This window comes from Aurantivibrio plasticivorans (genome assembly GCF_055392955.1).
Window position 1 is genome coordinate 4291323 of record NZ_AP036020.1, and the last position, 13143, is coordinate 4304465.

The window sequence follows — 13143 nt, forward strand, 5'->3', positions numbered from 1 at the left end:
TTAATTCGACACTTCATCTTCTTGAATAGCGCTCAGGCTTTTTAGAATATCTATATAAGCCTCTACCGAGGCTATGGATACCGATTCTTTCATCGTGTGGTAACCAATGCTAGGCACCTGTATCGTCGTTCCGCCTACCAATCCATTGGATGCGCTGATTATTCTTCCCATTTCTGTACTACCCAGTGACTGTGGTGTTTCACCTTGTTTTTCGAGACGCTGGTTTTCTTTTTCTACATAGGCGTCTTTATAAATGTAACTCAATCCTTTTTCTCTACATAGCGCTTCAACGCATTGTGTGCTTTGCTGATTGAAGGCAGCGTTCGCATCTTTTTTCCGCAACACGAGCAGTTGTGCATTCGCGGTCTCCAGGTTTGGAAAAGGACTAGTATCGAGGACGAATAGTCGATTAGTGCTACCGCCAAATCGACGAAACCATTCCATTAAGTAACGCCAACTTTTACCCGCTTCTTCTTGTGCGGTAAAAAAAGCAGTACCTTTGAAGCCACTACTGAATAGATGTACTAGCACAGCCGCCGACAATACATTATCTAGCTGGCCTTCAATGCGCCCGTTGTTGATACTCAACTTATCTTTAAACGCGATAGGTGTGCCAGCTACAACCCCCTCTAAACCCTCGACTTCAAATATTAAATTATTACGATTCTGACAAACGTAAGCGCGCTTGATCGTGCCGTTACCACGATAAACGCCTGACCAGGGTTCATAAGCGTAAACTTCTTCTCCTATGTAGCGGCCTGTCACTTTAGACATTAGTGCTTCGGAAACTGAATTTCCCAACAAGTCTGTACGATTTCCCGCAACAAACGCGGCATACTGAAATTCATTCGGCCCTGTGCAAATTAATCCATGCCGATCAATATGAGCTGAAAACATAACGCTCATCGGATCACTGCCTTGAGCAACGAGTAGGCCTTCGTACCACGTAACGTTAGCGCCTCGTTCTTCAAGCTCTCGCTGTAGCACACGAAAAAAAGAATGCTCAGCACCGACCACGCTGGGTTGACGCACAATCGCTTTTAGCAAATCGATAAAATCATCATTCATTTCACATCGGTCTCGTAACGGGGGCTAAGCACACATGAGCCATTACGTGTGCTCACTGGCGCGCATTCTATATCACAAGTTAGCGGGAGGAATACGACGTGTTTTGTGTCATTCGTCTGATTGTTTATTGCTGCGGAAGAGGGGGCTGTATTCAGACAACGTTGCGACAAGCAAATTCAAGCACCGTATAAACTGAAGGCAAAAAAAACCCGCTCTGTGAGCGGGTCGAGACTGATAATATCGACACTTGCTAACTCAACAATCCAAACAAGTGCCGACAGGGGAAGAGGCCACAACAGCTAAACATCAAACATGTATCAATGTGCAATTGTTGTGTACATAGACTGACTCTAACCTTAGGAGTTCAAAACTTTTTCAATTAATTTTTGCACCTTATGCTCTGCAAAACATAAGGTGCACTATTGATCGATATAACAAGACTAGAAATTTACATCGCCAGCCGTACCCGCAGCACCACCAATGCCACCCCCATTGCCCGGCAAACCAGGCGTCAGGGTATTGTCGGTTAATACAGGAGTAGCACCATCGCTTGTATCAGCATCAAACACAGCAAAGCTATCGCCGCCGCGCCCGCCATTAGTGCTGCTTGTTCCGCCGGTACCTGCATTGCCACTGGCAATGTCATTGCCAATCAAGATGGGGGAGAGGTCTGGCGCAACGAAGATGCCGAAAGAGGCTCCGCCAGCGCCACCGCCGCCATTGCCGCCACGGCCGCCGTCACCACCATCACCACCGCTAGAACCCGCACCACCGCGATCACATAGAGGGCAAACACCAAATACACCACCTGCACGGCCACTGGCACCGTCGCCACCAAAGCCGCCTCGAACGCCATTGCCACCGCGGCCAGCTGATCCACCTGCAAAGGCACGAATGGTGTTTTCACGCGCTTCGACATTGTTAACCGCATTTAGCCATACCGCGATAGACGCTCCAGCACTGTAGCCACCGGTACCCGCGCCACCGCCAGCACCGCCTTCACCGCCGCCGCCACCTGCGCCGCCACCAGCAAAACCGCAGCCACCGCCGCCACCACCGCCACCGCCACCGGCTGCATCAGTACCGTTTGCTCCATTGCCGCCACGGCTGATTTCATAGCCAAGAATGAAGTTAGCGTAGGCTGGTTGACTAGCACCACCACCGTGAGCGCCAGGTGCTCCATTGTCGCCTCGATTACCAGCGTCCGTTGCGTTGCTGCAGCCTCCGGCACCTGAACCGCCCGCACCGCCTTGGATGCTTGCGTTAAAGTCAGTACCATCAACGCCTCGATCACCGCTGCCAGCGGGGCCACCGCCACCGTCACCACCACGGCCACCGTTTTCACCCGGTCTTCCACTAGCACCACCCTGGCCACCTGCGTCATTGCCACCCGCACCAATTGCACCATTAGTACCTGCAGTCCCATTACCACCACGACCAGCGATAATGCTATTACCGAACAGCCGTAATGCCGACAAACCGTTCACTCGTAACCCGTAACTAGAACCTGGGCTACTATTAGTCCCTGTCGCCACATCAGAGGCCTGGATACTGTTATTGCGAATGTATAAGGTGCTAGACGATACAGGGTCAGCCAACACATCAAGTGCCACAACATCATTCCCCGCATTCCCAGATCGGCCATCAGCATAAACAGAAAAACCGGAGAAGTAGGTAGGCTCAGACACATCGGTAAACTGCACCGCCGGTTGCTCCAAGTTAGTGGTAAATGTCAGTGAGGTTTTATTACTTTCGACATCGCGTACCCAGTCCTGATCGTATCCACCGAAAATACTCGTCCCGGCTGGAACGCTGAAGGTATTCACCAAGGTATAACCACTTTGACTCATAACATACAGGTCGTCACCTGAGTCGATATTGGCAAGCGCTTCATTTAACGAAGCGTAGGGAGCGTCGATACTACCATCAGCGGTTTTTCCCACCGCCGGAGCTCCGACATATATCGCTTCCGATCGATTCAGTTGAACTTGGGTATGAGTGCGATCCGTTTGTGTCTCACCGTCAAGCGTTGCCGACAGTTCCCACACCAACGTTGTTACTTCGTCTGGTGCTTCAAACATTGGCTGGCGTCCCATTAACTCACGTGTTGTATCTCCAAACTCATCAACAACATCGGGACCGCTAATTAACGCCCATCGGTAGTCCGGCGTTCCCGTTGCAATACCTTCAATGCCACCACTCAAGGTAACAAGATCACCGCGATGAACGAATTGGTTGTCTCCGGCACGAGCAACAAAATTAAACGATGGATTTTCACACGCGCTGTATTCCGCTGCATCATCATTACCATCGGCATCGGAATCCATAATTAACGGATTACTGTACACGCGCACTAGGCTGTCACCTTGATCACAGGGCGGAGCCATTAAGTTCGTTAACCAACCATAGACTTCCAACCCATCGCCGAGTGTATCGCCATCGGTATCGAGTACATCAATGAGCGTACCCAGCTCGCGCTCCATTCGATCACCTAACCCATCGCGATCATCGTCACCCACATACACCAGCGATAATTTATCACCAGCTCGTAGTTGAATGTCGTCGATACTGTAGGGGTCGAGTAACAAGTTGTAGTAATCCGTGACGCGATCACCCGAGGTGTTATCGACATTATGGTCGTGGGCAACTAACCAATAGCGATTATCATCGGCCGACATCGCATAGTTGCCGACTGCTAGCAAACCGGTGTTAGTGGCCGAGGCCGAGCTGTCATTGCCAAACACCCAGCTGCCTGTACCCGCGTCGACGCTCAAGCCTAGAATATCTTGTAGCGCCTCGCGTATGGTCACACTGCGCGAACCATTTCCTTGGTTAATCGCTACGCGAAATTTATCTTCGCGAGCCACATCAATTCCGTAATTGATAATAACAGTCGCCGTTCTGACTGCGACATCGCGATCAATTAGCAGTAGTGACTGATTGTCGATATCAAGCAAACGATAGGTGCCGGGTGTTACCACAATATTTTCAGAATCACGAAGCAGCGTTTGCGCTTTACCGAGTGTTAGTTCAGTCGAAAAATTTAACGGCGCACTTTCGCCTGGCAACACAGTCGTTAACGGAAAACCGCCGCTGGAAAATTCCATGGTGCCAATGCTTTCAATATCAAACGGGCGTTTTGGATCAAACAGCACGGCACTTAATGTTAGGTTTTCTAAATCATAAGGAATGCGACCATCGTTAACCACTCGTGCTGTCACTCGCAAAAAACCATTGGTATAAGTGCTATTTTGCTCTTCAACCAAAGAGACGGTTTCGCCATAGGCTCGCGTGTTTTCTGCCGTTGCGCTATCGCTCCAGTTCACACTTGAACCGCGCGTTTGACTCACGGAAGATTCAAAACCCACACTCAAGCTGGATTCATAACTTCCTGTCACGCCGACGTCGGTTAAACTTGCGCTCACTTCCGCGCCAACCGTTTGGGTGGTTTCTAAACTGAGTGTATGGCCCACTTCAAGCTGTCGACTAATCTCTCCGCCCCAAGTATTACTGATGCTATTACTCTCCGAGGTTTCATAACTTGTCGACACATTGCGAGAGCCACTTGTCCCTTGAGAAAAAGCTAAGTCCACTTCCGGTACCGAGGTTAACTCCACTGAAATTTTGGCCATATCGGCAACACGTGGATTAAAGTGATAGCGATTGTTGTTCGGATCGAAGTCGGTAACCTCGCGCCCATCGTCATAGCTATCGCCATCCGTATCCGCGAGCCAAGGGTTGGTTGAATGAAGTGTTAACTCGTCGCAATCACTTAGAGTGTCGTCATCACTATCGGTTAGCCCACTACAACTAGTGACTTGACTGACAGGCACGCAACTCACAGTAACGTTATTCACATTGCCAGTAACGTTGCTACCACTGGCGTTGTTGACTGTACAAATTTGCTCAAGGGGATTCTTCTCAACCAAAATGTCGTAGCTGCCACCACTAGGTACCGTAAACGAAAAGCTGCCGTCATTAATGAGGGATTTTTCATCGGCACCACTATTCGATATATCCAGCTGGCCCGCACTGATACCACTCGCTTGTCCACTAATGGTGACATTGGTTGCTCCACCACCCCCACCGCCGGAAGAGGGCGGTGGGCTACTATCTCCACCACCTCCGCCACCGCCGCAGGCGGTTAGCCACACGGCGCAGCAAGCTCCCATTGCGACCTTTACGGTTGCGGCTGACTTAGTTCTCTTATTACCACTCATAACGACCTCCATCCTCTGTTCGATAAATGTTTTGATACAGCTACAGTAGAGGAGGTGGTGATGAGAGAATATTGCTCAGAAGGCGTAAGTGCGGCGGTTATAAGGACTACGCCAAAGTCATGAGGCGTACACAATCGCCATGTTCTCGAGCACAGAATGAAGTACACAGCTCGCCAAGAAGTTGACCCCATGCCAGCTAGCATCGATGATAGGGGCGAACACAACCATCAGCGTCATTGCGATCAAAAGGACTACGCCTTTTGGTCCATTGCGAGACTTTGCATCAACGCTATCCTTACCTTATTCATCTATACAGAGACTTAATGCGCATTATGCTGTCTTCCACCCCCAACAATCTGCAAGACATCATCCAATCGGAGCAGGTCAAAGGTATTTACGAGCAAGCAGTCATGGCCAGCCTCAATAGCTGGGGAATCGGTCTGTTTATTTTATTTATACCTAACCCCGCTGTGAGTTTCAGCCAAACCTTCCTTTGGTTTATGGCGTTGAGCATTGCATCGTCTATACGCTTGCTGTTGTGGTGGCGTTTTAGTCACTCAGACATATCTCTCAGCGAGTATCCTAAATGGGGCGTCGGGTATGCCATAGTGGTCGCAAGTGTTGCACTCATTTGGGGGTCGTCGTTATTCGTGTTGACCGACCCAAATCACCTCGCCTATGAAGCCGTCTTTATGATTGTGATTGTGGCGATGTGTATCGGTGCAGCACACGCCAGTACCACCTATCCGCTGCTAGGACAAGCGTATTACATCCCAGCAATGGGGTGCGTGTTTATCAACTGCTTTATTTTACAAGGCGCCATTTTTTACGCACTCGCCTTTATGAGTATTGTTTTTGTCGGCATGATGTTTGTTGTCGGGCGGGATAGCCACAAACGATTTGAAGAAATGTTACGGCTGCGACTTGAATTGGCGGAACAAAAAGATGAAGCCGAACGCGCAAATATTGCCAAGTCAAAATTTTTGGCTGCCGCTAGTCATGACTTACGCCAACCTTTGCATGCTTTAGCACTGTTCACAGGCGTACTTAAAACTAAAGTGAGTGAGCCTGATTCTATTAAAACCGTCGACAACATTGATCGCTCGGTTAATGCGTTACAGGGCTTATTTAACGGGTTGCTAGATATCTCAAAGTTAGATGCGGGCACACTCACGCCTGAATTTTCCAATGTTTCAATGCGCCAAATTTTGCAGCCAATTTATAACGAATGTGCATTAGAAGCGTCGGCAAAAAATATCAATTTACACATTGATATGCCGGATACCATAGTGCATACCGATCCCGATTTATTGAGCAGAATCCTACGTAATTTATTATCCAATGCGGTGCGCTATACCGACGTGGGTGCAGTCACAGTGCGCTGCACTAGTGAAGGAAACAACGTTCTATTATCCATACAGGATACCGGGGCTGGTATCCCCGCTGAAAGCCAAGACATTATTTTTGATGAATTTGTGCAGTTGCATAACCCAGAACGAGACCGCAATAAAGGCCTCGGCTTAGGTTTGGCGATTGTTAAACGTCTAGTCGATATGTTGGGCTACGAGCTTACACTGGAATCGACGCCAGGGCGGGGAACGTGCTTTAGTTTATCCGTACCACTTGGCGAGCAACTACCCACTCATAACCCCAGTATTGCAGAGCTTAGCCAACGCATGTCTCCCCTTAAGGGTATTCGGGTTATGATCGTTGATGATGAAGAAACAATCCGAGAAGGCGCGGAAAGTTTATTAGCATCTTGGGGTTGTGAAGCAAACGCATTTAGCGATGCCGATAGCGCGCTGGGCTATTTAGCCAGTGGCGGGCAGGCACCCGACATCATATTAGCCGATTATCGCTTGCAGAATGACAAAACTGGAGTACAGGCAATTAACGATATTGTCCGCATCATTGGCTCACCGATTCCCGCCGCAATCATTACCGGCGATACGGCACCTGATCGAATTCGAGAAGCCGAGTCCAGCGGTTATTTGTTACTGCATAAACCATTGCAACCGATGCAACTGCGCGCCTATTTAACGCGGACCGTACAGCAATTAAAAAATGAAGCAGGCGCAAATTGAATGAGCGAATCGCTTAGTCAATAACACCCAATTTCTTCGCGTTGACCACAGCTTCGGTACGGTTGCGCGCATTGAGTTCTTTAAACACCGCACGGATGTGAGCTTTAACGGTGGTTTCTGCACAGTCTAGTAGGCGCGCGATTTCTTTATTAACTTTGCCTTCACTGAGCAGGCCTAGCACTTCGAGCTGCCGAGGCGTGAGCACCACATTATGCGGTAGAGATGGCCCGGAGTTTGAAGCAATACTCGCTGTCTGCGCATGAGCATCGGCGGACATCGACAAGCTGAGCATTTCTGGCGGCAAATACATTCCACCGGACATGACCAGTTGCAGCGCATTGCGCATGATATTTGGCGATGCCGATTTAGGAATATAACCTGCGGCGCCCATACCAATGGCGCGTTCCATATCACTTTTTTGCAGCGACCCGGATACGACTACCACGGTCGTCGTCGGAAGGCTTTCCCCAAGGATTTCGAGAGCCGCGAAGCCATCGATCTCAGGCATGTGCAAATCCAACAAAATGAGATCCGGCTTTGCCGCAATGGCATGGTCTATTCCAGCACGCCCAGCCGCTACCACTTCGGTGGTAATCGCTTCGCCGAACTCTGCAAGCAATCCAGCGATACCCTCTGCAACCAAGGGGTGATCGTCAATTATCATTATTTTCACGACGCGGCTACCGACTCTGAATGGGTTGAAAGACCCTAGTTTAACAAAACATGTCTGACGTCGCAGTTTGCTTTTAATGCCTCAGCGCCAAACCGCGCACAACACTGCACGATTAAAAGCGATAAGAGAGTGAAATAGAGCCGAACTCATCGGCCTCGGCCTGATCTTCAAATTCACGGGTTTTGTATATGTTAGTGAATGACAAACGCCAATTACCCCCTCCCATTACCAATCCAGCCTGAATATTCCCCTGCTCGGCAATGCGCTCGACGCTGTGACTCGCTCCGTCGCGATTACCATCCAGAAAAATGTTGTAGTCAACATACTCGCCATTGGCACCGACAAAGAAATACCAGTAGAAAGCTTGATCGGGCTTGAAATAATTAGAGCCAGAAGGTGCCGGACGAATTAACGGTGGCCCATCATCTGAGGCCAGACCAGAACCCACTCGCAACGTAAAACCACCGCCACCTCTGCGCTGGGATGAGCCCAAAGTAAAACCAAGGTTGGGAATAACGTCGATGTTATCCTGCCATATCGGCAACAGCCACGAACGACGATAACGTAGATCCGCTGTCCACTCGTTATCCAGCTGGTTAGACCAGCCTTCTGGAATATCTGAACCAATCAGCTCATGCACTTTAATTTGAGCATCTTCAGCCCCGGAGTTGGGGCCAACGATCCCCGCAATAAGCTCAAAGGAAGCGACCGTTCGGTAGGTCTCTTCAATGTCATTAGTTGTTAGCCCTAAACTTAAATACGTCCAACCAGCGTAGGGACGATCATCAACGATTAACTCTGGCTCCGTTATTTCATTCGGGGTATAAATTTTCTGACCGAGAGACCAAGAAAAACGAGTCTCGTCATTGGATTGGTAAAACCAGATAACATCCGCCGTCGACCTTAACCATTTAGGCACGTAGGTATCGGAAACATAGGATATCTCAGTTCCGTGCGTGTAATGTTTATCGGTGCCCGCGCCGAATAGATCGTTTTCTAACGCGATCGATAATGTACCTTTTCTGTCAGAACACCACGCCGGTGATGTACTGAACAATGCAAGGCACAGTCCGCACATAATGTAAGGTTTCCAATATAAATGCGAAGGGTATGCAGCTTGTGCTTTAAAACTATGGATTGCCTGAAAAACGTGACTACTTAACCTTAATTTCACTTTGATACTCAACTTTAATGAAATGGCTTTACTACGCTTCCAAAAGCGATGATGAATGTTCTATATATTTCACAGCAAGCGTATTCGGCCAGCCGCTATAAAGTCATTGAGACGGAAGGTTTTACAGCTGAAGTACAACCTACGATGTTACGTAGTACGCACCACCTGCCAATAAAGTTTACTCAGCTGGACTAGGGACATCCTCCTTGCTAGCGCGCACTTTATCGATATCTTCTTCTACTTTTTTGCTGCTTTCAGCCTCCTGATCTAATCCATTGTCGCCCTGCTCATACTTCGCGACAGGCTCAAAAGCTAACGCTGAATAAAGAGGGAAATGGTCTGAACCAATAGGCGGCAGCCGCTGCAATGAAACCAAGGTAAAATGTTCGCTGTGAAAAACATGATCCAGAGGCCACCGGCATACTTTATAGTTTGCGTTATAGGTATTAAACATCCCTCGACCAATACGAGGGTCAAGCAAGCCGCTGGTTCTACGAAAAAGCCGTGTCGAAAGAGACCAGGCCACATCATTCAGATCACCGCAGACAATGGTTGGCTTGTTGGTCTCAGCAATTTTTTTCGCAACGATAAACAATTCACCATCACGCGCTGTCGATGTGTCATTTTCGGTTGGGCTAGGTGGGGCTGGGTGTAAAAAGTGTAAGCAAACCTCTTGACCATTTTTCAGTTTAACGGCGGCATGAACCGAGGGGATATTATCTTCTACCAAAAACTCTAATTGTGGGTCGATGAGTGGTTGTTGTGAATACACGTGCATACCATATAAATTGTCCAGCGGACACTTCACACTATGCGTAAAGCCCAAACTATCTAACTGCTCCTCCCACCAACGATCAGACTCTAATGTCACTAAAATATCTGGCTGAATATCGTTCACTACGTCAAGCAGCTTTTGCGCCTCACGATTCGTCATCAATACATTGCTGGAAATAATTTTTAATGTGTTGTCAGCACCGTGCGAGGCATCACGAACTTCGCGCTGATGAAACGGTGTGTAGGGATAAATCCACCACCCATGATAAAGACAGCACAACACGTTTAACCCAAAGCAAACCCAGGTCGTGATGTCTTGAAAATCCAGCCAAACCAACTGTACCAATAACACCAAGACCGCAACGGTAAAAAACTGAAAGCGTGGAAAGTCAAAATCACGAACCCACCAATACTTTAAGCGTGAAAAAGGTATTACCGTCACTAAAACGATCAACGCCGTGGCGAAAAGGCTGACAACCTGCATGACAATTCCCAAGTCAATATAGCTGACAGCAGTCTACACGTTTGCGCAATATTAAACATTTAAAAGTGGTTTTCGGAAGTAATTCGCGAGCCTCGGCCTGCAAAATAATAAAGCCTTTTAGCCGCCACAACCTGCCAGTAGACACAACACCGTAATAAAGGAATTGGCGACACGCCTCATTAGTGGATACGATAACCTACAAACAACAACCAACCCGCAAACGGTCAGCGGCCAAACCATTGGGCGTCTCCGCTGTCACTGTAAACGACTGGTGTTTAACCCGACCAGGGCACAATAAAACGGCAATCTTGTGGCCACTACATTTCTTAACCACGAAGCACCTAGCGAAGGCGGGTAATAAACAGGCAAGATATCAGCCTTCCTTTTTCAAGAATAACAAGCATCCTGGAGCGACGCTTATGTGTGATGAAATAACCGAAAAAGAAAACCAAGCATTATTCAACAGACAAGCCCAAGCAAATCAAGACCCCACCCATTCCAGCGGTATTACTCGCCGCCAATTCGGGGGCTTAGCCGCTAGTGCAAGCTTAATGATGGCGCTGCCACCAGTGGCTAACGCCTTAACCATCAGCGAGAGCGATGTCACTGTCACTACGCCCGATGGTGATGCTGACTGCTATTTCGTCCACCCGGCAGAAGGTAAACACCCAGCGGTATTAGTATGGCCAGATATTATCGGCCTCCGCCCAGCCTTTCGGGAAATAGGTAAACGACTCGCGCAATCTGGCTATGCGGTGCTCGTCGTGAACCCTTTTTACCGTGTCAAAAAAGCACCCGTCGTCGCGGCTGGCGCGAGTTTTTCAGACCCAGACACGCGAACCACGCTCATTGGCCTAGCCAGACAACTAACCCCAGAGACCCATGTCACCGACGCCAAAGCCTTTATTGATTTTCTCGATGCACAGGCAGCGGTCGACACCAGCCGTGGCGTTGGTACCACCGGCTACTGTATGGGAGGCCCTATAGTATTCCGTACAGCAGCCAGCATGGCGCATCGTGTTAAGGCAGCCGCGACATTCCACGGTGGAGGCCTGGTGACCGATGCAGAGAACAGCCCTCATCGTCTCATTCCCGATATGAAAGCGGATTTTCTAATTGCAGTGGCGGACAACGACGACGAGCGGGAACCGCACGTTAAAGGTGTACTAAAAGAAGACTTCGCAAAAGCGAACCTAGAGGCAGAAATCGAAGTATATGAAGGCGCGATGCACGGATGGTGCCCACCAGACTCCCGTGTATATCATCAAGAACAGGCGGAAAAAGCGTGGGCAAGACTACTCGCGCTATTTGAAAAAGCGCTTGCATAGCGCTGAGCTAGGGAACCCAATAAAAAGCCGCGAACCCTGTCGCGGCTTTTTAGTATTTATCAATCGACTTTTGTCGCAAACTCAACAAATAGGCACTGCATTAGTGCAATACGTCGAGAATCTCGCGAGTTATTGTATCTATATGAAAAATCTTTCTTTTAATTTTCATCCTTACAATATCATCCACATCGACCGCAGAAAGCACAATACCATGCGCAAAGAGTTCATCGTCTAAGCACTCACCGGCCACCACTTTTTGCTCCCAGTTCAGCGGCAACACGCCTTCTCGCGTCGATTCTTTTTCTAAGTTGAGTGATGACTTATCGCTTTTATCCGGATTCCCATCAGGCTTTGCAAGAGAGACAACCGATAAACTGGATAGCAGCATAATTTTCGCTGCTAGCGAAAAAACTTTCATAACAAACCTTCACTTTTTAGCGTTATTTTTTGAGGTATCTGTCTATAAAAGCACAATTCTTTCCGTAGCACAATAATTGAACGGCCGACTTACATTACTTGTCAAAAACAAGAAAATGAAATGGCTATTTAGCAAAGGTTAGTTGTTGGAAAAAGAGGGGAGTAGGTTGGTACAAACATACCGCTATTTGCTGACGCCTCAGGTCCCAAGGCGACAACCCCGACTTGTTACATTTCTTCTTTAAGAATTAGCTCATCGATGGTATCTATAATCATACTGTGGTACTCAACGATAAACCATTTTTCAAACAGTTTGGGGCCATACTGTTTAGGCCATAAACTATCATCTTGATATCAGCCATGCATGAACTCTTCAAGTAACACTTCCGCATTATTCAATGCCCAGATGCTTGCATGTGAATCTGTTTCAACTTCTTCCGGCACGAGATAAACCAAGCAATCTTCTCTTACTTGCTCTAGCGTCAGCGGGCTACTATCGGGATACGGATCAACATTATTTATCCAGTCCACGGCTGTCTGTGTTGCCTTCAAAATTATAGCTGCTCTATTAATTAACATCTGATCTCTCTGGAAATGTAACGCCCACGCCAGGGGCTGCCGAAGTGAAACGTAGGCAGTCCCGTCGCGCTTTTTGCGGCACGCTGCGCGTGTTTGTTAAGTGTCAGCCCCATGATAAAACCTATTAAAGATTAAAAGAGCAGTTCCGACCACTAATAGTAGCTTGCCAACTAAGCCAGAAAAAGCAAACTAAGATAATAAATAGACCCCGCTAGCAGCATACCCCCATAAAATTTAAATAATTTTTCGTGCATATCCTTGGACACTTAACGAGACTGTAGAAAATTTAAAACAACCCATTTTGTCCAATTTATATACTAGAAAATAGGACTGTTTTCGCAA

Annotated in this window: 9 protein-coding genes; 2 read left to right on the top strand and 7 right to left on the bottom strand. The window is 48.2% G+C overall.

The features are described from left to right. Together ACZ5NB_RS19325 and ACZ5NB_RS19330 are read right to left on the bottom strand one after the other, a co-directional pair. Complete coding sequence (locus ACZ5NB_RS19325) at positions 1-1068, bottom strand: peptidase M42 (protein ID WP_464107751.1); 1068 nt, start codon at positions 1066-1068, stop codon at positions 1-3. A gap of 440 nt (positions 1069-1508) precedes the next feature. Beyond that, entirely contained in the window at positions 1509-5288 is a 3780-nt protein-coding gene (locus ACZ5NB_RS19330) for a hypothetical protein (RefSeq protein WP_464107752.1), read from the bottom strand. A 323-nt stretch (positions 5289-5611) separates the two neighbouring features. Here ACZ5NB_RS19330 and ACZ5NB_RS19335 point away from each other — a divergent pair, with 323 nt between their 5' ends. Further along, a complete protein-coding gene (locus ACZ5NB_RS19335; RefSeq protein ID WP_464107753.1) occupies positions 5612-7372 on the top strand; it encodes a sensor histidine kinase in 1761 nt (586 codons plus the stop codon). Positions 7373-7385: 13 nt separating this feature from the next. Here the strand turns inward: ACZ5NB_RS19335 and ACZ5NB_RS19340 are convergent, their stop codons facing one another. The 3 genes from ACZ5NB_RS19340 to ACZ5NB_RS19350 all read right to left on the bottom strand — a co-directional run bounded on the left by ACZ5NB_RS19340 (position 7386) and on the right by ACZ5NB_RS19350 (position 10477). Next, on the bottom strand, positions 7386-8036 hold the full coding sequence (locus tag ACZ5NB_RS19340) for a response regulator (RefSeq protein WP_464107754.1): 651 nt from the start codon (positions 8034-8036) through the stop codon (positions 7386-7388). A gap of 121 nt (positions 8037-8157) precedes the next feature. Further along, a complete protein-coding gene (locus tag ACZ5NB_RS19345; RefSeq protein WP_464107755.1) occupies positions 8158-9123 on the bottom strand; it encodes a lipid A deacylase LpxR family protein in 966 nt (321 codons plus the stop codon). A gap of 274 nt (positions 9124-9397) precedes the next feature. Then, positions 9398-10477 (bottom strand): endonuclease/exonuclease/phosphatase family protein, encoded by a 1080-nt coding sequence (locus ACZ5NB_RS19350; RefSeq protein ID WP_464107756.1) that lies wholly within the window; start codon positions 10475-10477, stop codon positions 9398-9400. A gap of 419 nt (positions 10478-10896) precedes the next feature. Here ACZ5NB_RS19350 and ACZ5NB_RS19355 point away from each other — a divergent pair, with 419 nt between their 5' ends. Continuing rightward, a complete protein-coding gene (locus ACZ5NB_RS19355; RefSeq protein WP_464107757.1) occupies positions 10897-11805 on the top strand; it encodes a dienelactone hydrolase family protein in 909 nt (302 codons plus the stop codon). Between the two features lie 100 nt (positions 11806-11905). Here ACZ5NB_RS19355 and ACZ5NB_RS19360 read toward each other — a convergent pair whose 3' ends face one another. Continuing rightward, positions 11906-12223, bottom strand: coding sequence for a hypothetical protein (locus tag ACZ5NB_RS19360; protein WP_464107758.1), 318 nt, complete (start codon positions 12221-12223; stop codon positions 11906-11908). 353 nt (positions 12224-12576) lie between these two features. Continuing rightward, positions 12577-12774, bottom strand: coding sequence for a hypothetical protein (locus ACZ5NB_RS19365; RefSeq protein WP_464107759.1), 198 nt, complete (start codon positions 12772-12774; stop codon positions 12577-12579). Positions 12775-13143: the final 369 nt, after the last annotated feature.